Source organism: Helcococcus kunzii ATCC 51366, from assembly GCF_000245755.1.
Taxonomy (GTDB): domain Bacteria; phylum Bacillota; class Clostridia; order Tissierellales; family Peptoniphilaceae; genus Helcococcus; species Helcococcus kunzii.
This window is the reverse complement of the sequence record NZ_JH601088.1, coordinates 1,774,739-1,800,059: the sequence shown is the minus strand read 5'-3', so window position 1 is coordinate 1,800,059 and position 25,321 is coordinate 1,774,739. Positions and strand designations below refer to the sequence as shown.

Annotated in this window: 19 protein-coding genes and 1 riboswitch; of the genes, 18 read left to right on the top strand and 1 reads right to left on the bottom strand. The window is 29.5% G+C overall.

What is annotated here, in order from left to right; all coding sequences use genetic code 11:
- The first annotated feature begins 121 nt into the window (after window positions 1–121).
- From guaB to HMPREF9709_RS07995, 15 genes are all read left to right on the top strand, one after another.
- The gene (gene guaB, locus HMPREF9709_RS08065; RefSeq protein ID WP_005399120.1) at window positions 122–1,570 is read left to right on the top strand and encodes an IMP dehydrogenase; all 1,449 of its coding nucleotides are present in this window, start codon (window positions 122–124) and stop codon (window positions 1,568–1,570) included.
- A 10-nt stretch (window positions 1,571–1,580) separates the two neighbouring features.
- Window positions 1,581–2,564: a glutamine-hydrolyzing GMP synthase gene (guaA, locus tag HMPREF9709_RS08060; RefSeq protein WP_005399119.1), complete on the top strand. Its 984-nt coding sequence runs from the start codon at window positions 1,581–1,583 to the stop codon at window positions 2,562–2,564.
- Between the two features lie 946 nt (window positions 2,565–3,510).
- On the top strand, window positions 3,511–5,679 hold the full coding sequence (locus HMPREF9709_RS08055) for a Dam family site-specific DNA-(adenine-N6)-methyltransferase (protein ID WP_005399118.1): 2,169 nt from the start codon (window positions 3,511–3,513) through the stop codon (window positions 5,677–5,679).
- Window positions 5,679–7,661 (top strand): AlwI family type II restriction endonuclease, encoded by a 1,983-nt coding sequence (locus tag HMPREF9709_RS08050; RefSeq protein WP_005399117.1) that lies wholly within the window; start codon window positions 5,679–5,681, stop codon window positions 7,659–7,661. Before HMPREF9709_RS08055 ends, HMPREF9709_RS08050 begins: the two co-directional genes overlap by 1 nt.
- Window positions 7,662–7,685: 24 nt before the next feature.
- The gene (locus tag HMPREF9709_RS08045; RefSeq protein ID WP_005399116.1) at window positions 7,686–8,453 is read left to right on the top strand and encodes a Hachiman antiphage defense system protein HamA; all 768 of its coding nucleotides are present in this window, start codon (window positions 7,686–7,688) and stop codon (window positions 8,451–8,453) included.
- A 10-nt stretch (window positions 8,454–8,463) separates the two neighbouring features.
- Window positions 8,464–10,911, top strand: a complete 2,448-nt coding sequence (locus HMPREF9709_RS08040; protein ID WP_005399115.1) for a DEAD/DEAH box helicase — start codon at window positions 8,464–8,466, stop codon at window positions 10,909–10,911.
- A 623-nt stretch (window positions 10,912–11,534) separates the two neighbouring features.
- Window positions 11,535–13,163 carry an ATP-dependent nuclease gene (locus HMPREF9709_RS08035; RefSeq protein WP_005399114.1) on the top strand — a complete coding sequence of 543 codons (1,629 nt, stop codon included), beginning with the start codon at window positions 11,535–11,537 and terminating at the stop codon, window positions 13,161–13,163.
- Between the two features lie 586 nt (window positions 13,164–13,749).
- Window positions 13,750–14,667 (top strand): RES family NAD+ phosphorylase, encoded by a 918-nt coding sequence (locus HMPREF9709_RS08030; RefSeq protein ID WP_005399113.1) that lies wholly within the window; start codon window positions 13,750–13,752, stop codon window positions 14,665–14,667.
- Window positions 14,668–15,427: 760 nt separating this feature from the next.
- Window positions 15,428–15,658: a (4Fe-4S)-binding protein gene (locus tag HMPREF9709_RS08025; RefSeq protein ID WP_005399112.1), complete on the top strand. Its 231-nt coding sequence runs from the start codon at window positions 15,428–15,430 to the stop codon at window positions 15,656–15,658.
- The gene (locus HMPREF9709_RS08020; RefSeq protein WP_005399111.1) at window positions 15,651–15,935 is read left to right on the top strand and encodes a GNAT family N-acetyltransferase; all 285 of its coding nucleotides are present in this window, start codon (window positions 15,651–15,653) and stop codon (window positions 15,933–15,935) included. Before HMPREF9709_RS08025 ends, HMPREF9709_RS08020 begins: the two co-directional genes overlap by 8 nt.
- A 218-nt stretch (window positions 15,936–16,153) precedes the next feature.
- A complete protein-coding gene (locus HMPREF9709_RS08015) occupies window positions 16,154–16,753 on the top strand; it encodes a type IV toxin-antitoxin system AbiEi family antitoxin domain-containing protein (RefSeq protein WP_005399110.1) in 600 nt (199 codons plus the stop codon).
- Window positions 16,750–17,598, top strand: coding sequence for a nucleotidyl transferase AbiEii/AbiGii toxin family protein (locus HMPREF9709_RS08010; protein WP_005399109.1), 849 nt, complete (start codon window positions 16,750–16,752; stop codon window positions 17,596–17,598). The genes HMPREF9709_RS08015 and HMPREF9709_RS08010 overlap by 4 nt, the downstream gene beginning before the upstream one ends.
- 55 nt (window positions 17,599–17,653) lie before the next feature.
- Complete coding sequence (locus tag HMPREF9709_RS08005) at window positions 17,654–18,493, top strand: ADP-ribosylglycohydrolase family protein (protein WP_005399108.1); 840 nt, start codon at window positions 17,654–17,656, stop codon at window positions 18,491–18,493.
- Between the two features lie 128 nt (window positions 18,494–18,621).
- Window positions 18,622–19,824, top strand: a complete 1,203-nt coding sequence (locus HMPREF9709_RS08000) for an ATP-binding protein (protein ID WP_005399107.1) — start codon at window positions 18,622–18,624, stop codon at window positions 19,822–19,824.
- A gap of 388 nt (window positions 19,825–20,212) precedes the next feature.
- Window positions 20,213–21,169: a rhoptry family protein gene (locus HMPREF9709_RS07995; protein ID WP_211204500.1), complete on the top strand. Its 957-nt coding sequence runs from the start codon at window positions 20,213–20,215 to the stop codon at window positions 21,167–21,169.
- Window positions 21,170–21,279: 110 nt separating this feature from the next.
- Here the strand turns inward: HMPREF9709_RS07995 and HMPREF9709_RS07990 are convergent, their stop codons facing one another.
- Window positions 21,280–21,654: a hypothetical protein gene (locus HMPREF9709_RS07990; protein ID WP_005399105.1), complete on the bottom strand. Its 375-nt coding sequence runs from the start codon at window positions 21,652–21,654 to the stop codon at window positions 21,280–21,282.
- A 64-nt stretch (window positions 21,655–21,718) separates the two neighbouring features.
- Window positions 21,719–21,816, bottom strand: a riboswitch (SAM riboswitch).
- 210 nt (window positions 21,817–22,026) lie between these two features.
- Here HMPREF9709_RS07990 and HMPREF9709_RS07985 point away from each other — a divergent pair.
- The 3 genes from HMPREF9709_RS07985 (at window position 22,027) to HMPREF9709_RS07975 (ending at window position 25,271) form a co-directional block, all read left to right on the top strand.
- Window positions 22,027–22,635, top strand: a complete 609-nt coding sequence (locus HMPREF9709_RS07985; protein ID WP_005399104.1) for an HAD family hydrolase — start codon at window positions 22,027–22,029, stop codon at window positions 22,633–22,635.
- A gap of 45 nt (window positions 22,636–22,680) precedes the next feature.
- Window positions 22,681–23,721 carry a DUF4238 domain-containing protein gene (locus HMPREF9709_RS07980; protein ID WP_005399103.1) on the top strand — a complete coding sequence of 347 codons (1,041 nt, stop codon included), beginning with the start codon at window positions 22,681–22,683 and terminating at the stop codon, window positions 23,719–23,721.
- A gap of 89 nt (window positions 23,722–23,810) precedes the next feature.
- Window positions 23,811–25,271, top strand: a complete 1,461-nt coding sequence (locus HMPREF9709_RS07975) for a polyphosphate--AMP phosphotransferase (protein WP_005399102.1) — start codon at window positions 23,811–23,813, stop codon at window positions 25,269–25,271.
- Window positions 25,272–25,321: the final 50 nt, after the last annotated feature.

Below are 25,321 nucleotides of genomic sequence, written 5' to 3'. Positions count from 1 at the left end.
TAAAAAAAACTAGCTTTACAAGTAAATTTGTAGAGCTAGTTTTGTATTTTTCATATATTTAAGTTGACTATATTAAAATGATTGTTATAATTTAATTAACAAAAAATAGGGAGGGAATTGTATGAAATTTTATAAAGATAGCTTAACTTTTGATGACATTTTGCTAGTGCCAGCATATTCAGAAGTTACACCAAATAATGTAGACTTGAAAACAAGATTGACAAAGAAAATTAATCTTAACATTCCGCTTGTTTCAGCAGGAATGGACACCGTTACTGAGTCAGATATGGCGATAGCCATGGCGAGAGAAGGTGGAATAGGGATAATACATAAAAACATGAGTATTGAAGCTCAAGCTAAGTTAGTAGATAGAGTTAAAAGATCAGAGCATGGTATTATTACAGATCCTTTCTATCTTTCAAAAGAAGACACATTAAAAGATGCAGATGAGTTAATGGCTCATTACAAAATCTCAGGTGTGCCAATTGTTGATGATGAAGGTGTTTTAATCGGTATCATTACAAACAGAGACATCAGATTTGAAACAGATTTTTCAAAGAAAATTGATGAATCAATGACAAAAGAAAATCTAATCACAGCTAAAGAAGGCGTGAAGTTTGACGACGCGCGTGAAATATTAAGACAAAATAAAATTGAAAAATTACCAATTGTTGATTCTAACTTTAAATTAAAAGGTTTAATCACAATTAAAGATATTGAAAAGAGAATTTCATATCCAAATTCTGCAAAAGACGAAAATGGTAGACTACTTTGTGGTGCAGCTGTTGGGGTTACTGCAGATATGATGGATAGAATTGATGCGTTAGTAGAAGCGAAAGTTGACGTTATCGTTATCGATACAGCTCACGGTCACAGCAAAAATGTTATCGATACAGTAAGAAAAGTAAAAGAACTTTATCCAGATCTACAAGTAATCGCGGGTAATATCGCAACTGCGGAAGCTGCAGAAGAATTAATCAAAGCTGGTGCAGACGCGGTGAAAGTTGGTATTGGACCAGGATCAATTTGTACAACTAGAGTTGTTGCAGGTATCGGAGTACCTCAAATCACAGCCATAATGGATGTTTATGAAGTGGCTAAAAAATATGATGTACCTGTTATAGCTGACGGTGGTATCAAATATTCTGGAGATATTGTAAAAGCTTTAGCAGCAGGCGGTAGCACAGCAATGATGGGCTCCATGTTTGCAGGCTGTACAGAATCCCCAGGTGAAGAAGAAATATTTGACGGTAGAAGATACAAAGTCTACAGAGGAATGGGTTCCATTCCAGCAATGAAAGCCGGCTCTTCAGACAGATATTTCCAATCAGAAAATAGAAAACTTGTACCAGAAGGTGTAGAAGGTAGAGTGCCATACAAAGGTTCAGTTTCAGATGTAATCTTCCAACTTTTAGGAGGATTAAGAGCGGGAATGGGATACGTTGGTTGCCCAACTATCAAACAATTACAAGAAGATAGTAAATATGTAACAATGACCTCCGCATCACTAATAGAATCACACCCACACGACATCAACATTACTAAAGAATCACCAAATTATTCTAAATAGGAGACAACACATGACAGACGCAAGAAGACCTCAAAATATGGAACGTATTACAAATGATCAATTAGCTGATGCATTTATTGCTGAACAAATTGATTTAATCAGACAACAAGTAGGCGATAAAAAAGTGCTTTTAGCACTTTCAGGTGGGGTAGACTCATCTGTCGTTGCAGCATTATTAATAAAAGCTATCGGCAAACAACTTTATTGCGTACATGTAAATCATGGACTACTAAGAATGGGTGAACCAGAACAAGTAATCGAAGTTTTCAAAAACCAAATGGATGCCAACCTAATCTATGTAGATGCGGTTGATCGCTTCCTTGACAAACTAAAAGACATCACAGATCCAGAAGAAAAAAGAAAAATCATCGGACACGAATTTATCGAAGTCTTCGTTGAAGAAGCTCGTAAACTTGACGGTGTAGAATTCTTAGGTCAAGGTACAATCTGGCCTGACATCCTAGAAAGTGAAGAAGGTATCAAAGCCCACCACAACTCTGGTGGCCTACCAGAAGATCTAAACTTTGAACTAGTCGAACCAGTAAGAATCCTATTCAAAGATGAAGTCCGCATCATCGGTAAAAGACTTGGCCTACCAACTTCAATGGTTGACAGACAACCATTCCCAGGACCAGGCCTTGGAGTTAGATGTCTAGGCGCTATCACAAGAGACAGACTAGAAGCCGTAAGACAATCCGATGCTATTCTACGCGAAGAATTTGCCAACAATGGCCTAGAAGGCAAAGTATGGCAATACTTTACAGTCATTCCAGACTTCAGATCCACAGGCATCAAAGACGGCAAAAGAACATTCGACTGGCCAGTCATCATCCGTGCAGTCAACACAACCGACGCCATGACAGCCACAGTCGAAAACATACCATTCGAACTAATGCAAACAATCGTTGCACGTATAGTAACAGAAGTCCCAGGCGTAAACAGAGTATTGTATGACTTTACTCCGAAACCTACAGGGACTATTGAATGGGAGTAAAAGATAAAATTATGCTTGTTGCGTGACTCGAAAAAGCTATAGCGAGAGGCTATAGCTTTTTCTGCGTATTCCTCACTGCGCATAATTTTACTTTTACTTCAAAATAGTTTACTTCTAGAGGTATGTTAATTATAAAAGGAACATTTTCTCGCTAGGTCCTTGGACTACGTCCTGCGGAGACGCTCGAAAATGAAGAAATTTTTACTCGAGATGGTGTGGATACATTGAATCCTTTGGAAAAAATAGAGTATATTTTATTAAAGTACATTTAAATACAGCATATTTTGAGAATAATTCTAGAATGTGTTGAAAAAATTTTTGAGAGACAACATACTTGGAAAAAATTTAGAAATGTGTTGAATTAAAAATTGAAAGTTCAACATATATAGGTAGAAATAGCCAAATGTGTTGAATAAGTTGATTATTAGTCACAAAATCGACAACACACTTTTGAAAAATTAATATAATGCGATGAATAACAATCTTTTGAGACAACACTTATCTTAGAAAAGGGCTGGATGTGTTGTCTCCTTTTTTTTAAGACAACATAAAATTTTAAAATGGAAAGAATGTGTTGAGGTTTAGGATTTACAAGATATTATTCTACTAATACCACATGTTAAATTAAGTGTTGTGATTACACTATTATATATTAAATTAGCGGAACTGTATAGAAAATACTAATTTAAAATATACTATTATTTGAATATTATTAATCGATTTACTGGAGAATTTAAGAGTATTAACAGGTAAGGACAAAACGATTGACAAAAATTAGAGTATTAACAACGATACGGTATTATATTGATATATTAAGATTATTAAGAAAATACTTCTTTTTATGATGCGGTTAGCATCTGAATTTTCGCTTAATTTATAGAAAAAATACATGAATTATGCTATAATGTCTACTAAATAGGTTAAAATGTGGCAAGGAGGAATAAAGATGGCATATCATAGTATTGATGATATAATAAGAGAGTTAGACATTTCTAAGTCATATTTATATAAATTAATAGATAGAGAAAATATTTTAATTCCAAAAAGTGATACAGGTAGATACTTTTGGAATGAAAATGCAGTAAATATTATTAAAGGATTTTTACATAAAGATAATTTACAATATAAGGATAACACAGATTTATTAATATCTAAATTAGGATTAAAGCAGTCATTCATAAATAATAGACGATATTTAGGAAATAAATATTCTCTTTCTGATTTTATAAGAAAAACAGTTGACGAAAATTGTAAAGGTGTAAATATTGTTATTGACATATTTAGTGGAACTGGTGCAGTTGCGAATACTTTTAAAGATAAAATGCTTATTACAAATGATTTGCTATATAGTAATTACATTTCTAATTACGCTTGGTTTGGATATGAGAAGTATTCAAGAAAAAAAATAATTGAGATTATATACGACTATAATAAAGTTAAAACAAAAGAAAATAATTATATGCGAGAAAATTTCGCCGATACTTTCTTTTCTGCTGATGATTGTAGTAAGATAGGATATATAAGAGAAGATATAGAAACAAAGTACAAAAACGAAGAAATAAATTTTAAGGAATATGCAATATTAATTACATCGCTTCTATATGCAATGGATAAGATTGCAAACACAGTTGGACATTATGATGCATATAGAAAAAATGTTGATTTTGAGAAAAAATTAGTATTGAATGTATTATTACCTGAAGAAACAATTAATTCAAATAATATCTGTTATAACTCAGATGCTAATGAACTTATTAATAATATTAAGGGGGATCTTTTGTACTTGGATCCACCATATAATTCAAGGCAATATTGCGATGCGTATCATTTACTTGAAAATGTTGCAAGATGGGAAAAACCTGAAGTTTATGGAGTTGCAAGAAAGATGGATCGGACTTCACTTAAAAGTGATTATTGCATGATTTCAGCTACAAATGCGTTTGAAGAACTAATTGAAAATGCTGAAGCAAAGTATATATTGCTTTCATACAACAATATGTCTGACAAAGGGAATGAGAGGTCTAATGCAAAAATATCAGATGAAGATATTATGAGAATTCTTAGTAAGAAGGGAAAAGTTACTATATTTGAATCAGATTATAAGAGTTTTTCGACTGGAAAATCAAATATAAAAGATAATAAAGAAAGACTATTTTTATGCGAAGTATTTGCCGAAGAAAGGAGGAAAATGAATATATCTTCTCCGTTTAATTATATAGGTGGAAAATTTAAATTATTGGAACAACTTCAACCATTATTTGCTGAAAAAGAAGTGTTTTTAGATTTATTTGCCGGAGGAGGAAATGTTGGAATAAATTCAATTTCTTCAAAGGTTATTTTTAATGACTCAAATGAAAAATTAATAGATCTAATTAAATTTATCAAAGATACCGATACTAATCTTTTATTAAAACAAATAGACAATATCATTGATGAATATGGTTTATCCAATACATCTTTATATGGATATTCTTATTATGATTGTGACAGTAGTAGAGGTTTGGCTGAATATAATAAAGAAAGATTTTTCAAGTTAAGAAATGATTTTAACACAAAAATCCTTGTTGGAGAAACAGATTACTCGATGTTATATGTATTAATTGTTTTCTCATTTAATAATCAAATTCGTTTCAATAGAAAAGGTTTGTTTAATACTCCTGTGGGAAAGAGGGATTTCAATTCTAAAATGAGAAGTAAGCTTATGTTATTTTCTGAAGAATTAAAAAGCAAGGATATCCATCTAATGAAAAGAGATTTCAGAGATATTTCATTAGATGAGTTTTCTCGTGAGACTTTTATTTATTGTGATCCTCCATATTTGATTACAAATGCAACATATAATGAAAATGGTATGTGGACTGAAATAGAAGAAAAAGCTTTACTAGAATTTTTAGATGAAGCCGATAAAAAGGGCTTTAGTTTTGCTTTGTCTAACATTTTGGAAAGCAAAGATAAAAAAAATGATATTTTATATAATTGGATTGAAAGTAAGGGGTATTACTGCAATCGACTGAATAAAAGCTATTCAAATAGTAGTTATCACAGAAAAAATAAAAATAGTATATCTGAAGAAGTTTTGATTACTAATTATCCAGTTGAGTGGAGGAATGAGTGATGATAAATAAAAGTATTCCATATCAAAGTTTTTGTTGGGTTATAGGAACTACAAGTTTTAGAACTGCAAAACTAAATTTGAAAATTGAGGAACAGTTGTTGCTTCTTGACGAATTTCATAATGAAGTCATAAAGAAATCTAACTGGAATTGGAATAAAGAATTACAAGAAAAATATTATGACTTTATGAAGAAAAAAGCCTTTTTAACAGGTAACGCGAAAAGAAAAGATAAAGATGCGAGAGAAAAAACATCAGGTTTAGTTGATATTGGTTTAATTACAGAAGATAGATTGATTACAGGAGCCGGAAGAAAATTGCTTGAAATAACTAGCAGTGGGGATTTTGAAACGAATAATGTGTTTAATGTTAGCAGAGACAGCTTTATCTATCTAAAACAGCTTCTTAAAACAAGTATAGATGTAAGTGGCAGTATCGTTAGACCATTTATTGCGGTCATAAGGTGCCTGACGGAACTTGAGTTTTTAAGTTATGACGAGTTTACTTATTTTGTTCCGCTAATTAGAGATGACGAAAGTGCAAAACAAATCATATCGGATATTAAATTATATCGAGAAGGTAAAATTTTGCCGGAAGAAATAATTTATAAGAGGCTTATGCAAATGGAAAACTACAAACTTGCACAAGAAAAATTCATATCCTCTGATGTTGATGAAAATCTATTATGTTTAGTGGGAATGAATCGTAAAAGTAGAAGCTATGACAAGCCGTACTATAAATTATACGAAAATTTAAAGAAGATATTTCTTGATGGCGAAGACATTTATGAATCACTATTAAATTCTGCAAAGAATATAAATCAAAAACCTGGAACATTGTGGAGAAGTTTACTCTTTAAAACAACCAATATTGGTGTTGTAAGAAAAAATGGGAAGTCTTCAATTCACAAACAATGTCCATTTATAAACTGTAAAAATGAAACAGAACTAAAAGAAGTGTTTTTCAAATATTTACATGTTTTTAAAGCAATGGCGACTTTATCTGATTATTTTGATTTAAATAGAAGGTATTTTAACATTACAGATGCTCTAATTTTTGAGGATCGTATGATTAAGTTGGATATGATTCCAAAGTATTATTTTAAAGAAATTATTGATGTTCTGTATACAGAAACTTTTAGTAGAGATAATAATCTCAGAGCTGATGTTCCACTTGAAACTATATCAGAAGCATTCAAGTTAGATATTAGCAAAGTATACGCAGCTTTAAGTAAAGATTTAGGAATTACAATTAAGAGTCCGGAACAAGCTGCAACTTATGTAAATGATGAACGATACAGAAGATTTAACACTTTGATCGATAAGAAATTTAACGATTCTGTGCTTATAGAGTTACTAAATTGTTTTGAAATACGAGATGATAAGCGAATAGAAGAAATTGTTACAGATGAAGCTGCAATACCAACTATTTTTGAATATGTTTTGGGAATTATATGGTACAAAGTGAGCGAAAGGCAAGGAAATATTTTGGATTTCATGAAGTTATCATTAGAAGCCAATTTATTGCCGAAGACCCACGCAGCTGGAGGTTACGCAGACATTATATATGAATATGAAGCGTGCACCTCTTATCCGAAACATTCATTATTGCTTGAAGCAACCCTTGCAGATGGAAATAATCAAAGAAGAATGGAAATGGAGCCTGTTTCAAGACATTTAGGCGATTATAGGATTAGATTTAATAATCCGTTTGATTATAGCTTATTTGTAAGCACATACTTGGATAAAAATGTAATCTCAGATTTTAGATATAGAAAGATAATTCCATATACTAGAGATGAAGTGTCTATCACAGGAATGAAAATTATTTCAATGGATACAGGTTCACTCAAGAAGATAATTGAGAATAAGGTCAAGTACAAGTACCTGTATGAAATATTTGACAAATACCATGAAATGCCATTAGAGACTTTAGATTGGCATGATGGAATGATAAATGAGGCTACTGGGGAATATAAGGCTTAATTATAATAATAAAGGAAAAATATAATGAATGATGTAGTTGAAAGAAAAATTGGAGAAAGTATTATATTAGAAATTCATAGTCTAAGTGATGAATTAAAGGATAAAATAAAAGAACAATTGGTTGAAATCTGTCATGGAGAATATGCTCTTGTTTCAGGATTCAATTATCATTCATTTGATGAAACTGTAAAAGAATTGGTAAATCATAGAATTCCAAGTGATATAAATAGAAAAGTAGGAGTGATAGGTGAGTTATTGCTAAATGTGTTGATTAGAGAATTTACTGATATTAAAATAGTTTCGCCATTTTTTAATTTAGAAGAAAGAAATGTAAAAAAGGGTTTTGATATTATTGCTGTTGATCCTAATAAAGATTTATGGATTATAGAATCAAAAGCGGGAGAATTAGGTAAACTAAAAACTTCTACTGAAAAGGTATGCGAAAGAATCAATACTGCTAAAAGAGATTTATATACACGCCTGAATATACACAATTCACAATTATGGTTAAATGCAGTGAATAGCGTTAGGAGTGCATTGGATGATACTAGTGAAAAAAATACTATAGTTAATATACTTAATAAAAAAAGCAACTCATGTTTAAGCAACGACAAAAATGTTATTTTAGGTGGTACTGTGTTTTGCATATTTGATTCTACAATAGATTCAATAGAACTAAGAAAACTGTACAATTCAATATTAAGCTCTAATAAATTTTCAAAATTGAAATTAATTGCAATACAAAAACAAACATATCAAGCGATAATAGATTTTTTAGTAACATTAGTATAGGAGGTTTGAAGTGGATAAATTAACATTGAGAAAGCTTTATAACACTGAATTTCCAGAACTATATAAAAAGTTACAGATAGGTGTAGAGTTATCTGATATAGAACTAGAAAAAATATTATCTATAGGGATTTTTTTGGCTAGATTGAACAATAAAAATTTACAAAGATTAGGATACAGATTATTTTTATTATATAGTAAAATAACGGACGATTACAAACCGTTATATGAATTAAGCTTGAATAAAGGGCTTATCCCAATATCCCAATTTATAGAAAATAACTTAAATTATTCAGAGAAGTATGGAAATCTCTATACTGAAATAAATAGTATAGAGAACGATGAATTTAGATGGAACAATTCAGATAAAACAATAGGACAGTTCGAGTTATTTAGGAAAGCAGGAGAATCAAAATTGCAATCTCAGATTATTGTGGCTCCAACATCGTATGGGAAAACAGAATTGATATTATCATTTATTGATCACACTAAATTTAAAAAAATATGTATTATTTCACCTACTAAATCTCTTTTGGCACAAACAAAGAAAAGAATTATAAATCAATTTGGATATAGGAAAATAATAACATATCCGGAAATGTATACTAATAAAGACGATGAAATAATTGCTGTTTTAACTCAAGAAAGATTATTAAGGCTACTACAGAGTAATCCAGATTTAATATTTGATTTATTAGTTGTTGATGAAGCTCATAATATATTAGATGAATTTTCAAATGAGAGAACACGTAGTGTGATTTTAGCTTCAGTTATTATTATTTGTAAAAAAAGAAATGATAATCTTGTGTGTAAATATTTGACCCCATTTTTAAAATCTAAAGAAAGTTTAAAAATTAAACATATTTCTAATGTTGCTGAATGGTATAGTGTTGTAGAAAATGTCAAGTCAGAAATGTTTTATTTTTACGACATAGAAAACAATAAGAAAGTTTTGTTAGATCAATATTCTACTATGAAAGACAAGCTTATTGAATTTCAGGTCGGTGAATTAGGAGACGATGCAGATGTTGTTATTGATAATTGTGATGAAAAAAATATAATATATTTAAACAGCCCGAAGAAACTTGAAAACTTTGCATATAAACTATTCTCTAAACTCCCAGAAAGGCAAATACTTAGACTTAATAAAGCTGCCAGTGATTTGCGAGAATATGTACATGAAGATTATAAATTAGCTAATTATATTGAAAAAGGGGTTATTTATCATCATGGTTCAATACCAGAGCCAATAAGATACTTTATAGAGGACTTGTATGCTAATATACCAGAAATAAAAATGCTTATTGCTAATTCTACATTACTTGAAGGTGTGAATATTCCTGCAACGAGGATGTTTATATTAGATCCTTACAGGGGGAATGGCTATTTATCACCATCGGCCTTTAAAAATTTAGTTGGAAGGGTATGCAGATTTGGAGAAATTTTTAATAGTAGTACTGGAGAGTTAAAATACTTATTACCAGAAATTCATATTGTTAAAGGAAGATATTGTAGAAAAGATTTTAAAGTAGAAAATTTTGTTAAAGGACGAAAAATATTAGTTGAAGATTATGATAAAATCACTGATGATGTAAAAAATCCACTGTTAGTTAATTCTGATTCTAATGAAACTAAAAAGAAAGAGGCAGAAGATATTTTAGAAAATATTTCTCATTGCGATGTTATAACAAACAATAACTCAAATAAGGCAAAAACAAAAGTTGGGCAGTTATGTTTTGAAAATAATATTAATATATTCGATATATTTGAAATAGAGAAGCAGATAGATAATGAGCTAGAAAACGTAAATATAGCTCAAAGTATAGACACAGTTTTCAATATAATAGACTATTTATTTTTTTCTAAAATAAATGATAGTAAAGGAGAATACAATAATTTAAAGCGTTTGAGAGAACATGAAGCACAAAGTTTTTATAAAATGCTAATTAACTGGAGAATAATGGGATTTACCATGAAAGTAATGATAGATGAGGTGGTTGGATATTGGAATACGCTTAGAGAAGAGCAATCAAGAATTGTTTATGTTGGTAAATGGGGGGATAAAACCAGAGGTGGACATAAAGAGTATTGGACTGACATTACAGAAAAAGATGAATATGAAAAGGTTAATTTAGCTATCGTAAGATTGAAAGAAGAATATGATTTTATAGATAATGAACTAGTAAAATATATAGAAATTCTATATTCTTTAGAACTTATTGAAGAATCTCTTTATTTAAAAATAAAATACGGAACAGATGATAAAGCTAAAATTGCGTTATTGAATTGTGGTATTAGCAGTATTCTATCAAAATTGTTGCAAGAAAAATATGCTGATATGTTTGAGGCTGATATAGATAATGGTACCGTAATTTTTTCTGAAAATTTGGTTTCTGAAATGCTAAAAAATAATGAAAATGGTATTTTGATTTCAGAGGTAAAAATGAATGCTAAAGAATAAGTTGTAGTTTCATGCTTGCAATATGCTTGCAAAAAATCAGATAAACAGAAATAAATTGGATAATAAGGCTAAATCCAATTACAAAACCCATGATTTTATGCTATTTATACAAAACTAAATCAATAGATATATCGAGTGGGAATAGAATTTTCTAAATTTGTTCGCTAGTCCTCAGAGCAAGCTCCTGCGAGACTCTCAAAATTTAGAAAATCTTTACAGCTGATTAAATTGAAAAATGTATATTACTCTATTGCGTGGCTCAAAAAAGGATATCGAAAGATATCCTTTTTCTGCGCAGTCCTCGTAACGCGTAAATTTTATTTTTACTTACTGAAGAATACAAATATAATTTTTTGGTCAAGCCCTCGAAAATTCGATTTTGCTTAGACGCTCGAAACTTGAAAAGTTTTATTTACTAATAAAACTAAATAAAAGTATTCATAGTATTATATTTATACTTTGACCCATTTTGCCCCGAAAAAAGTTAAATATTTTTGGAGATTTACTTTTAATAGAAATTAACAGAATCATATTATATTTTGATATAATTAATACAAACGAGAATTTATCGATTGCGTGCTATAACAATTATAGAAAATATTAAGCAGTACAAGGAGGATGCTATGAGCAAAAATCTCGAACACAGTGGAATAACAGACACACAAAAGCCACAAGTATTTCTAAAAAGCCTTAAATTTAATGATGGTACACAATTACCACTAAATAATAATAGTGTAATTGTATTTACTGGAGCTAATAATTGTGGAAAGAGCCAAACTTTGAGAGATGTTGAGACGAGCTTAGACAAATCACATCAACTCCCAACTATTGTAATAAAAGATTTTGAATATGATTTTTTAGGGACAATAGATGAAGAAACATTTATTAAAGAACGATTTAAAATTAATAAGTATGGACAATACGAGCTAATAGAGTCTGGAAATGTTTTTGATAAAATATCATTACAAACTTGGTGGCAAGATCGTACATTTTATAACGGTTTTCATTTGTTATTCATAAAGAGACTTACTACGGAGGGAAGACTAACTTCTTCAAATGCATTACAAAGAAATTCCCAATCAGAAAGGAATCCAATTTACAAACTGAATTATAATGAATCACTTTCACAGAAATTATCGGACTATTTTCGACAAGCTTTTGGGGTTGATTTAATTTTAAACCGGAATGAAATGGAAACAATTCCGTTACATATTGGACAAGCTCCTGACAAAACAGCATTTACAATTGCAAATCAAGATGAGTATTACATTCAAGTTGCAAAATTGCCTATACTCCAAGAGCAGGGTGATGGTATGCGTAGTTTTGCTACCATCTTACTTGACACATTTACATCTGAGTATTCTATCACCTTAATTGACGAGCCAGAAGCTTTTTTGCATCCACCGCAAGCAAGATTATTAGGAAAGATGCTTGGAAGCAATAATCCAGATAGTCGACAGCTACTAATATCTACACACAGTGAAGATTTTTTACAAGGTTTACTAGATGCTGATAATGAGAATGTCACAGTTATCAGAATTAATCGATATAGTAACATTAATAGGATGAGTGTGCTTCAAAATGATAAAATAAAGGAACTATGGGGTAATCCTATTTTGCGATATTCTAATATGTTGAGTGGATTGTTTCACGAAAAAGTGGTTGTTTGCGAAAGTGATTATGACTGTTTATTTTATCAGGCGATTATAGATTCGATTTATGAACATAAAAATGAAATCGCTCCGGATATATTGTTTACTCATTGTGGAGGAAAATCACGAATTAAGGATGTTGTCAAAGCATTAAAGGCCGTGAATGTTCCGGTAGTTGCAATTTGTGATTTTGATCTTCTAGACGATAGCCGTAATTTTAAAGCAATCACAGCATCGTTTGCAATAGATTGGGAAGTTACGCTATATAAGAATATGAAAACTATATACGACAGTATGAATGCCAAAAGTAATGATGTAAATAATGCTTGGGATCAGATAAAGAAAGTAGGTAAGGCGGGCTTTACCGGCAACGAACCGGCAGCATATGAAAAAGTTGAAGCATCATGTAAATCTGCAGGTCTATTTGTTGTTCCAGTTGGTGAAATGGAATGTTTTGACAAAACGGTTAATAAAGAAAAGAAGGATTGGGTTTATTATGTGCTAGAAAGCTACGATTTAGCAACTGAATCAAAGCTTGCAGAAGCACGCAAATTTGTACAAGTAATTGTTGATTATAAACCTCTTGAATCATTGGATTAAAAATACTAATAAAAGAATTTTTTCTGAAAAGAATAAAATAGGAAGATATAAATCCTAGTTTGCATGATAAAAAGTACTGACCTCATTTTGACCCTATAATTTCCTGTAAATAGAAATATAAGTGATAATAGTGACGATAAAGATAGGATATATAACAAAAAGCCACACAAAATTGCATATGATAAGATACATTCATTGAATGGTAGTAAAATTAAGTATAGTATTGATAATATAGATAATACTTACTAATAAAACTAAACAGAAATAATGTTTTTTTTTGTCAAATAGTGTTGCTAAAGAATTAGAATAACATTTTAATGGAGTTAGAGTAAAATCTATCTCCATTGTTATTTTAAATTGTATAAATTGTTGTTTTATGATTAAATTTCTATTATTTTACCTATTAATAGTGTAAAATAATATTGAGTCATAATTTAACTCTTTTTGTTAGTTATTTAACTTGCATTATATAAGGTAAATTCAATGTCTCATTTTTACTTTTATAATTTTGCACCATTATATGGATATTAATAGATTATGTAAATCTATATTCACATAATTATATTTTATTAACAGGAGATAATTTATGTATAAAAATAATAGAGAAGAGACTAATTCAGAGGAATATAAAACTTTAATTGAACAGTTTAATAACTATGTCAAAAGAATAAATACTGATTTTATGCTAGAAGACTTTTCAAAGAGATTAGAAAATAATGAAGTTAAAAATGATGGCACAGATTCTCTTTTAAAAATAATTGATAAGTATATTTTAAAAGATAATTCTGAATTTATTAAAATTATAGATAAAGGAACTATAATGTATAGGGCGAGAATTATAGAGCATAACCATATTAATAAACATTATTTAAGTATTAATGATGAAAAGTTGATGGGGTATGACGAGTCTAACTCAAGAGAGGCTCCTTTAGGAATAGGTAATGAAGGTAGAAATAATATAAAGGGTATGTCATACTTATATTTAGCTAATAATGTTGAAACAGCATGTTCAGAAGTTAAACCATTTGCTAGACAGTTAATTTCTGTTGCTCGTTTTAGACTTCTTAAAGATATTAAAGTAATTGATTTGTCAAATCTTCAAAATGAATTCGTTTATGGCGTTACAGATGAATCAGATAAAATAGATTTAAGTTATTTATTTACTAGAATTATGACATCATATTATGTGCCTATAAATCATCTAAATGAATATAAATACACTCAGTTTATTACGGATTACATTAGAAAGTCAAGAATAGACGGAATAATATATAAAAGTTTTTATTCATATAATGGATCTAACTATACAATATTTAATTCTAGTCGAGATATAATAGAATTTATTGATAGTAAAATTATGTTATTACAAAGTGAAAGAAGAACTTTTTTGGATTTTAATGATGATAAAGTAATACATGCAAAAACTATAGTAGGAGCATCATATGATAAAAAAAGTTCAGATATTATGAAAAAAAATTTGAGAAATAAAATAATGTTAGAGTAAAAAATATCAATAAATGATGATATTACTTATAAAAAAATTTATTTGTTATTATTTTCAAATAACTTATATATAATTTCGTGTTTGACACTTCGAAATAAAAAAAGCTCCGAAACATATTGCAGTCAGTGCGTTTCAGAATTTTTGATATTATTAAAATGTAGTATTGTTTATCATTTTTAATAAATTTTTCATGATTTTTTTGAAATAAAAGTTTTGTCTGTTCTAATTGTTTATAAAATTTATTCTTCTTAATATTTTATTACTCTTATAATTTTTATAATTGAAAGTGAAAGGAAAAATGTTATAAAAAGCACTAATATTCTATATTCATTTACATATTTAACAAATAATCAAATTAGGTAGATTTATTCTATAGATATTTCTAATTAGAATTATTAAATGATTTATATTGCGGATTTGTGGTAAATCAGCCCTAAATATATTGCGGATTTGTGGTAAAAAAAGTAATTTATATAAAATACTAGTATTAAAGAGATAATTAGGATAAATTTTTGTTTTGCAACGATTATTCTATCGTTGCATTTATCGTTTCATTTTGCATCGATAACTTAAGGAGATTATAAAAACAGTTCTCACATTACAATCTATTAAAGATTATAATGAAAAACTACGATATTCTATCTTTCCTTTATTCTACATCTAGCACCCATTCCCTCCAAAATATATTTCTCAGATTATTGGGTATAATAAATTTATGAGACTGATAATCATTGAGAAAACGGCAAAGAGGTAGATTGAAATGGATGATGATGTTAGAGTATATGAAACTGATGAACTGATAGTTTACTGGAATGCTAAGATTTGTCAGCATTCTGGTAATTGCGTAAAAGGGGCGCCTGAAGTTTTTGATGTGAAAAAAAGACCTTGGATTAATTTGAACAATGCAAGTGCGGAAAAAATCATGGCAGTTATTGATACATGCCCTTCAGGAGAGTTGTCTTACAAAAGGAAGGAGAAAATCAATGATTAATATTAAATATGAACCAGATAAACATAGATCTGCCGCTTATGATGATGGTAAGGAAATAGGATTTTGCAATTATTCAGAGTCCGAAAATCTTTGGATTATCGACCATACTGAAACAAATCCAGAATACGGCGGACAAGGGATAGGTACTAAGCTTGTAGCTGAATTAGTAGAACAAGCAAGAAGTAAAAATGTAAAAATCTTGCCGCTTTGTCCATTCGCTAAATCAGAATTTGATAAAAGATCTGAATATAGCGATGTTTTATCCAATAAACAATAAGAAAATTAAACGATACAATTATTAATTTTCTAATTTAGTGGGAATGGTTATTGGTCAGAAAAAAGATAAAATAATAAATTAGAGTTGAGGTGGTGGAATGCTGCCTCAATTTTTTTAGGTTTAAATGTAACTATATAGTTACATTTAAATATGACTCTCTTTACAAATGTACGTTAAAATATTATAATTAAAGTACGAAAGTAGAAAAGAGAAGTTTTATGAAGGACGAAAAGTATTTACTAGAAGAAATAGCAAATGACAATGGATTAATTTATGTGAAAGAAGCTGAGGCGAATGGAATTGACCGTTTTAGACTTTCTTATCTTGCAAAAGAAAATAAAATAGATAGGCTGAAACATGGAGTTTATTCGTTAAAAGATGAAATAGTTGATGAATATGTATTGATTCAAAGTAATAGTAAAAGAATAATTTTTTCATACGATACCGCTTTATATTTTCATGATTTATCTGATAGAGTACCTTCTCATATTCATATTTCAGTGCCACAAGGATATAATGCTTCAAGATTAAAACAAAGACATGATAATTTGGACATTCATTATGTTAACAAAGACACTTTTAAATTAGGTATAGAAAAACGCAAAAGCCCTTTAGGAGGAGAAATTATTATTTATGATGTGGAGCGAACTGTGTGTGATATAGTAAAAAGCCGTGAAAAAATAGATCCTCAAGCTTTTATAGGAGCAATTAAAAGATATTTCTCAAATAAAAACATAAATTATAGAAAATTAATTAAGTATGCACAAGAACTAAAAATTGAAAAAGAGATTCGTAACTATTTGGATGTGTTGTTATGAGATCTAGTAAAAAAATAAAAGGCAAAGTAAAACACTTAGCTAAGGAAAAAGATTTAAAACCACAAGAAGTTTTTCAAATGTATTTTTTTGAGAGGATATTAGAAAGATTAGAAAAATCATCTTATCAGCATTTATTTATTATTAAGGGTGGTCTTTTAATTTCATCTCTTATTGGAATTAATAATCGTACAACAATGGATATGGATGTGACTGTAAAAGGAATTGCTCTAACGGAAGAAAATATCACTAGGATAGTTAAGGAAATTTTATCCATTGATGTTAAAGATGGTATTAAGTTCATTTTTGAAGGGATAAAGGAAATACGAGAAAGTGATAAATATGAAAATTATAGAATTAGATTTTCGGTACGTTATGGTAGGATTAATAATTCTATGAAAATGGATATAACAACAGGAGATATAATTACTCTAAGAGAAGTTATTTACAAGTATCCTATGATTTTTGACAATGGTCATATAGAAGTAATGTCCTATCCTTTAGAGACAATTCTTGCGGAAAAAATAGAAACAATTATTAGAAGAAATATTACTTCTACAAGAATGAGAGACTTCTATGATGTATATATTCTATATAAAATTTATGTAGGTAGAATTAATTTTAATACTTTAATGAAAGCAATAGAAAATACCTCTAATAAAAGAGGCTCCATAAAAATTATAGAAAACTATAAAGAAATTTTGAAAGATATAAAAACAGACAACTATATTAAACAGAATTGGAAAAATTATCTTAAAGCTAATTCATATGTAAAGAATATCGAATTGACAGATACATTAGATGTTTTAAAAGATATTTTTGATAAAATTAAAAAAGAAAGTAGTTAGATATATTTAGAATCCAACTAAGCCATCCCCTCATCCCCAAAGAAAGGAGCAATCAATGACAATCAACACAAACACCAAACCTTCAAACCCAATACTTCTAGACAAAATCAAAGGTGCGCTTTATGCATTCGCTATAGGCGATGCCATGGGAGTAGCTGCTGAGTTTATGACTTCAGAAGAAATAAAAGCCGCGTATGGCACCATCACTGACATAATCGGTGGCGGTTGGCTTTCATTAAATCAGGGAGAAGTGACTGATGATACGGAAATGAGCATTTGCGTGATGAATGCTCTAATGATGGAAGATGACGAAATTTTCAAGAAAAACACTGCCAATGAGTTTTCGAAATGGTACAAGACCAATCCGCCCCACATTGGTAATCAGTGCAGAAAAGCAATTTCTCATTATATTGATTCTGGCAAATACATTTACGAAGATGGCACTGCTCTTGGGAATGGTTCACTTATGCGAGCTTTACCTTGTGCATTGATGGATGAGGATAAATACGCGAAGATGAATGTTATTCAGGGTGAAATTACTCATTTTAATGATGCCTGTAGGGAAATCATTGAAGAGTACACTACTATTATTAGAAAATACCTTAATAACGAAGAAGTTGAGTTGAAACAAACGAAATTAAAGAAGCCGACCGGATACATTTATAATACATACAATAACGTCTTGTATTGGGCTAATAAGCCGTCAATTGAGGAATGCATAACTGGTGCGGTCAACCATGGTGGTGATGCTGATACTATTGCAGCGATTGCAGGAGGAATGGTTGGCGCGAGATTAGGATTTAACAGCATTCCAACGAGGTGGGTAGCCCAGCTTTCTAAAGAGGTAAAATTAGAATTGGATAAATTTATAGAATTTGTAATGGAAAAGAAATAAAAATTTTTATTTAAATATTTCGACTATAGTCGATAAAATTGCAAAAAGTGAGATTAATTTCGATTATACTCGAAATATGTCTTGAAAACTATATTTATTTCGATTATAATCGAAATAAAGGAGCTACCATGAAAACGATAGAAAGAGAAATTTATCTTGATAGAATAAAAAAATTTATTGATATTCCCGTTATTAAAATTCTTGTAGGAATGCGAAGAGTTGGTAAATCCACTTTAATGGAGCAAATAAAAGATAACCTTTTAAGTAAAGTTAAAGAGAAGAATAAGATTTACATGAATTTTGAATCTTTTAAGTTTTCGGATATTAAGAATGAGAAAAATCTTTACGAATATATATATGAGAAGATTGAAAATAGTAAAGAAAGATTTTATTTATTTTTTGATGAAATCCAATTAGTAGAAAATTGGCAACGTGCAATTAATTCATTCAGAGTAGATTTTAATTGTGATATTTATATTACTGGTTCTAATTCTTCACTTTTATCCGGAGATTTAAGTTCTCTATTAGCTGGGCGATTTGTTGAATTTCAGATAAAACCCTTTACGTTTATTGAGTTTAAGGAATTGTATAGTCATAGTGGATTAAACAATACGGATTTATTCAGAAAATATATTGAATTAGGTGGAATGCCATTATTAAAATATTTTAATTTTGAAAAAGAACCTAGCTTCAAATATTTAAGAGATGTTTATAATACGGTAATTGTAAAAGATGTGTTAACTTATAATAATATTAGAGATGTAGATTTATTTAACAGAATCCTAAATTATACTATTGAAAATATTGCTCAGACTTTTTCTGCAACAAGTATTAGAAATTATCTTAAAAATAAGGGGTTAAGAGTTTCTATAGATACTGTATTAAATTATTTAGAAATGTGTAGAGATGCATTTATAATAGATAAAGTTTCTCGCTATGATTATATTGGTAAAAAAGTTTTGAAAATTGAAGAAAAATATTTTATTAATGATCATGGTTTTAGAGAAGCTATAGGATTTTCTAATACAAAAAATATAGAACGTACGCTTGAAAATATTATCTATAATGAGTTAATAAGTAGAAACTATAAGGTTAAAGTAGGGCGAATAGGTGAATGTGAAATTGACTTTATTGCTGAAAAAGATAAGGAAGTAAAATATTTTCAAATATCTTATCTTTTAGAAACTGAGAAAACTCGTGATAGAGAATTTGGTGTATATAAAAATATTACAGATAACTATCCAAAATATGTTTTATCAATGGATGAAAATGACTTTAGTCAGAATGGAATCATTCATAAAAATATCATAGATTTCTTATTGGAAAGATAATTAGTGAGTAGTAACATAATGCATAAATAGTTCTTCGTATTGCATTGAGTTTTAATATTTATTAATATATTAAATTTTATTCGTTTAATAATTTTTAAATAACCATTATAAATGCAATGGTTCACTTGCTTTTTTCAAAAATGCTACGTTTAATTTTTATTAATTTTTCAAAAATATCTTGTATATTTGTTTATAATTTTTCATGCCGGGTATTTAAAAAGATATAAGATGCCAGGTATCAAACTAATATGAGAAAATTAATTCTCATTTAAATTTTAGGGGGAAATATGAAAAATGACATAGAAATACAAGAACAACGTGGTTAAGACGTAACTTAACAGCAGAGGCGGGATATAATATTTCTTGGTCTTCTGTGATAGCGGGTGTAGTGACATTTTTCGCGACATTGGCACTTTTATCTTTAATTGGTAATGCGATTGGATTTGGTATATTAGATCCTACATCATCCACTCCATTTGAAGGGGTTGGTACAGGTGTAATAATTTGGACACTTATTCAAATGATTTTAGCATTTGCAGCAGCAGGTTTTGTTGCAGGTTTAGCAGCTCGTAGAGTAGGAGTATTACATGGATTCCTAACATGGGCGACAAGTTTAGTTTTAGTTATCATTATGCTTACAAGTGGACTAATGTCAGCAGTTTCAGGAGTTTCTAGCTTAATTGGTAACAGCTTTTCACTATTAGGAGATGGAGCTTCAACAGTAGGCTCTGGTCTTGGAGACTTAGTAGGTGATGGTATCAATCCCGCTGGAGAAAATCTAAAAGACATTGATACAAAAGAATTAGAAGCGAATATCAATGATGTTTTAAGAGATACAGACGTTAAGGAATTACAACCAGAATACATTCAAAATCAAACAAAAGAAGCTCAAGATGAAATAACAAAAGCTGGTAAAGACATTTTATTAAAACCAGAAGACGCAGATAAGATAATTACCAATTTAACTGATTCATTGAAGAAGAGAGCGGAAACTATAGCAAATTCTGCCGACAAGGATGCAATCTCTAAAGCGGTATCAAAGAATACTGAATTATCAGAAGCAGAATCTAAAAAAGCTGTAGATAATATTTATAATGGATTGCAAGAAGCTTCAAAAGAAGCAAATAAACAATTAAATGCAGCGGCAGATCAAGTAGAAGAATCTAAACAAGACATTCAACAAGCTGTAGAAGATGCAAGAAAGACAGCGGGTGAAGTATCCGACACTATTGCTAAAACTTCTATATGGACATTTATAGGATTGGCAGTAGCAATGGTACTTACAATCTTCACAGGAGCTAAAGGTTCACAATTTGCATTAGCAAATAACGAAGAAAGAATGTAAATAGAATAAAAAAGTTTATTAAGGGACTGTTGCAAAATGACGTAAAAGTTATTTTTCAGCAGTCTTTTTGATTTAATAAAAGGCTGTCGCAAATTCGCAACAGCCTTAATTTAATCTTCATCTTCTTCACTATATTTCCAGAATTCTTGATCACGAAGATAAGCTTGAGTTGTAAATAAATTTTCAATTTCACCAAAAATATTCATTTCGATTTTACTCAATCTTTTCTCTTTCTCTTCTTCAGAATATTTTGTTGATTTGATATTTTCTAATTCTTCAAGTATATCATCAAATTTTCTCATATTGTAAAACATTCTAAATACGCATCCTACAATTTCTGGCTGGAACCTTGGTATTAAAGTATATGCTCTTTTATGCAATACTATGTCTACAAAGTCAACTCTTTCCTCAATACTCCATTTATCAAAGTTATACTTGTTTTCTGTGATCTTGTAATTTTTTGTCCAATTATTTTTATTTTCCACTTTACCACTCCTTTTATTTTATTCAAATAAAAAAGCACAACAATAAGTCGCGCCAGAATGGTTAGACTTATTTTTCTCATATGAGTTGGATTTAGCACCGTTCAAAATGTCGGTTGCTGATACTTCATTGGGCCAATTCCCTCAGTATACTCTTAATAAGTTGTGTTTTATTTGTAATTTGATAATAACATAGATTTACATTTATTTCAAAGATTGTAATGCTAGATATTAAAGTTTTATTCTAACTTTAATAAACTCATCTTTGATATAATAAAGATAGATAAAGCAAATGACGAACAAATTTAGATGATGTGTAACTTGTAGATATAGCCTATTTACATAAATAGTGAAGTAAAAAGGAGAAATGCTAAAATGAAAGATTTTGAAAATTTGATTTTTGACATGGGGAATGTGCTGTTAAGGTACGAGCCAGAAACATTCATTGAAAGAGAAAAGATTGAAAATCCGGAAGACAGAGAACTTCTATTAAATAATATTTTCAGATCACCAAATTGGATAAAACTGGATAGTGGTGAATGGGATGAAGAGGATTTAGAAGTGGTTGCTTTAGAGAAATTACCAAAACATCTGCATGAAGTGGCGAAAAGATTAATTCATAAATGGCATGATCCCATTCTTCCTATGGAGGGAATGTATGATCTGCTGAAAAAATGTAAAAATAGCGGATATAAAATTTATTTATTGTCCAATGCATCCAGAGCACAATCGAAATATTGGGATAGAGTTCCGGGAAATGAACTTTTTGATGGAATTGTAGTTTCTGCCAACTTAAAACTAATGAAACCGGATGAAAAGATTTTTAAATATATAATTAATGAATACAATTTAGTTCCAGAAAAGACATTATTTATTGATGACATGCAAAGAAACCTTGATGGAGCGGCAAAGTTAGGCATTTCAACGTTTCTATTTAATGGGAATGTTGAGGAGTTGGAAGAATATATATTTGGTGGAAAATAATTTTTGTTAAAATTAAATATTAATATTAGGGTAAAGAGGATTAAGATGACTATTTCAAGAAATAATCATTATGTACCACAATTTTACTTGAAAAATTGGAGCAAAGATAATAAAAATATATTTGTATATAAGACTATTGTTCCAGATAAAAGAGTACCAATTTGGAATCTTCAATCCATAAAAAAGACAGCGACTATGAGAGATTTATATACCTTCTATGATGGATTAGAAGAAAGTGACTATTTTGAAAAAACCTTTGGAGGTATAGAATCAGATGTAAAAAATATAATAGATGATATATTGATTACTAATAAAGTTAATAAGCATCATTTAGAAAAATTAGTAAAATATTTAACTATACAATTATATAGAACACCAAGAGGCATAAAATTACTTATTGATTTTTTTGAAAGAACAATGAAAAAATTTAGTGAACATGAAGTTGATAATCTTATCCAAAAATCTATTAATAAAGCAAAAGAAAAATATAAAATTAAAGGTAAACTGAAAATAAGAAAAGACCTAGAAAAAATAGAATTTGTAAGTTCATTTAATCCAACTAGAGTAAAGTTAAATTCTAAGGATAACACAATAGAAATTTCTTCGGTAGTTGTTAGAGAAAGTGCATTAAACGGCATTAATTTTTTAATTAATTATGTATATGAGAATAATTTAAAAAATCAAAAATGGTATTTAATAAATGCTTTGCCTGGATTCTCATTTCCAACTTCAGATAATCCTGTAATAACATTTAGGAAAAATATAAATGAGATAAATTTCACTAGAGGTTGGGGCTTAGAAAATTCTATCATAATGATGCCTCTATCACCTAAGACTATTTTAATAACTAAACAAGGTAGCGATTTAAATTTAGATAAATCTGCAAACTTGGCTTTTTTTCAGAATACGATATTTAAAATAATTTGTGATAATGCTGATAGAGAAATTTATTGCGAAGATAAAAATATAGATATAACAAAGAAAAGGAAAAGATTAGTTGATAGAGAGGTATTTATACATGAAGAGGAGAAGAAGCAACGATTTAATGAAATGAATAAAGAAATAATTAATAAGATGTTAGTCTAGAAAAATGTATATTATTTAATTATAAAATCACTTTTCATTCTAATATGGGTATATAACCAGTAACATTTATTATATGAAAAGAGGAGAGTATGTTAGATTATGTTAAAGATAAGGTGTTGGAGCCTTATAAGGATTTGGATAGGAAGAAATTGAGGGATGATTTAGCAAAACTGCAAAGAGATATTATAAATGAGAATATACCTGTGTTGATTATGGTGGACGGTTTTGAGTCATCGAATAGAGGATATATAATCAATGAGATTGTGAAGAATCTTGACACTAAGCATTATAAGGTGAATGTTTTCGATAAATTCAAAGACGAGAATAAGGATTACAACTATACTGTGAACTTTTGGAGAGCTATTCCAGCGTATGGGGATATTTCTGTGTTTTATAGATCTATGTATTTTGATTTGTTTAATGATTTGAAGATAGACGATAATGATCTGAAAGATAAGATTCAACAATTAGAACAGCATGAGAGATTTCTTGCGGATGATAATCACATAGTTTTGAAGTTCTTTATGGATATTGATGAGAAAACTCAGAAGAAAAATATTAAAGATTTAGAGGAAGACAGATTTAAGGAGTTTTTGGTTTCAAAGCCTGATAAAGATCAGCAAAAGCATTTTGATAAGTATAAGAAACACATTTCAAAAATACTTGAAATGTCAGATTTTGACTTTGCCAAATGGAATATCATTCCGGCTGAGGATAAGAAGATGGCGGCGACAATGGTGCTTTCAATAATCATTGAAGAGATTAAATCTCAAATGAAGGCTATCAAAGAGAATAAGAAAAAAGATGAAGAGTTTAAGTTTAATTCTAAAAATGATAAGAAAATAATCGAATCCATTGATACTAAACAAAAGATTTCTAAGAAGGAATACGATAATATAAAAAGTGATTTGCAAGACAAAGTGGGTGAATTGACGTACGAATTATACAAAAGAGAAATCCCTACGATTATTCTCTTTGAGGGAATAGATGCTGCGGGTAAAGGTGGCACAATCGAGAGATTAGTCAACGAAATTGATCCAAGAGTATACAACATTAACCCGATTTCTGCTCCATCTGATGCTGAACTAGATCATCACTATTTGTGGAGATTTTTCAATAACATGCCAAAGAAAGGACATATCGCCATATTTGATCGCTCTTGGTATGGGAGAGTTTTGGTTGAAAGAGTTGAAAAGTTTGCGAATGAAAAGACTTGGTCCAGAGCATATGATGAGATAAACACAATGGAAGAGATGCTTATTGACCAAGGAGTGTTTTTACTAAAATATCATTTAGTGATTTCAAAGGATGAGCAAGAAAGAAGATTTAAAGATAGAGAGGATGAAAAGCCATACAAAATAACCGACGAGGATTGGAGAAATAGAGACAAATGGGATGAATATATCATCGCAATGGATGACATGATTCATTACACTTCAACGACAAAATCTCCATGGAAAGTCATCTCCAGCGAGGACAAAAAATTCGCACGAATAGAAGTTTTAAAGGATTTTATTGAAAGAGTTGAGAAGTTTTTGAAGGATGAGTAAAAAGAAAAGGAGTTGTTGCGAAAAAGATTAAGCAATAGCTCCTTATTTAG

What these genes read in the sequence shown, in the direction of transcription:
- HMPREF9709_RS07980 (WP_005399103.1), top strand. Translation starts at nt 22,681, where the DNA reads ATGACTATTTCAAGAAATAATCATTATGTACCACAATTTTACTTGAAA.
- guaB (WP_005399120.1), top strand. Translation starts at nt 122, where the DNA reads ATGAAATTTTATAAAGATAGCTTAACTTTTGATGACATTTTGCTAGTG.
- HMPREF9709_RS07975 (WP_005399102.1), top strand. Translation starts at nt 23,811, where the DNA reads ATGTTAGATTATGTTAAAGATAAGGTGTTGGAGCCTTATAAGGATTTG.
- HMPREF9709_RS08000 (WP_005399107.1), top strand. Translation starts at nt 18,622, where the DNA reads ATGAAAACGATAGAAAGAGAAATTTATCTTGATAGAATAAAAAAATTT.
- HMPREF9709_RS08030 (WP_005399113.1), top strand. Translation starts at nt 13,750, where the DNA reads ATGTATAAAAATAATAGAGAAGAGACTAATTCAGAGGAATATAAAACT.
- HMPREF9709_RS08050 (WP_005399117.1), top strand. Translation starts at nt 5,679, where the DNA reads ATGATAAATAAAAGTATTCCATATCAAAGTTTTTGTTGGGTTATAGGA.
- HMPREF9709_RS08005 (WP_005399108.1), top strand. Translation starts at nt 17,654, where the DNA reads ATGACAATCAACACAAACACCAAACCTTCAAACCCAATACTTCTAGAC.
- HMPREF9709_RS07985 (WP_005399104.1), top strand. Translation starts at nt 22,027, where the DNA reads ATGAAAGATTTTGAAAATTTGATTTTTGACATGGGGAATGTGCTGTTA.
- guaA (WP_005399119.1), top strand. Translation starts at nt 1,581, where the DNA reads ATGACAGACGCAAGAAGACCTCAAAATATGGAACGTATTACAAATGAT.
- HMPREF9709_RS08025 (WP_005399112.1), top strand. Translation starts at nt 15,428, where the DNA reads ATGGATGATGATGTTAGAGTATATGAAACTGATGAACTGATAGTTTAC.
- HMPREF9709_RS08020 (WP_005399111.1), top strand. Translation starts at nt 15,651, where the DNA reads ATGATTAATATTAAATATGAACCAGATAAACATAGATCTGCCGCTTAT.
- HMPREF9709_RS08035 (WP_005399114.1), top strand. Translation starts at nt 11,535, where the DNA reads ATGAGCAAAAATCTCGAACACAGTGGAATAACAGACACACAAAAGCCA.
- HMPREF9709_RS08015 (WP_005399110.1), top strand. Translation starts at nt 16,154, where the DNA reads ATGAAGGACGAAAAGTATTTACTAGAAGAAATAGCAAATGACAATGGA.
- HMPREF9709_RS08045 (WP_005399116.1), top strand. Translation starts at nt 7,686, where the DNA reads ATGAATGATGTAGTTGAAAGAAAAATTGGAGAAAGTATTATATTAGAA.
- HMPREF9709_RS08055 (WP_005399118.1), top strand. Translation starts at nt 3,511, where the DNA reads ATGGCATATCATAGTATTGATGATATAATAAGAGAGTTAGACATTTCT.
- HMPREF9709_RS08010 (WP_005399109.1), top strand. Translation starts at nt 16,750, where the DNA reads ATGAGATCTAGTAAAAAAATAAAAGGCAAAGTAAAACACTTAGCTAAG.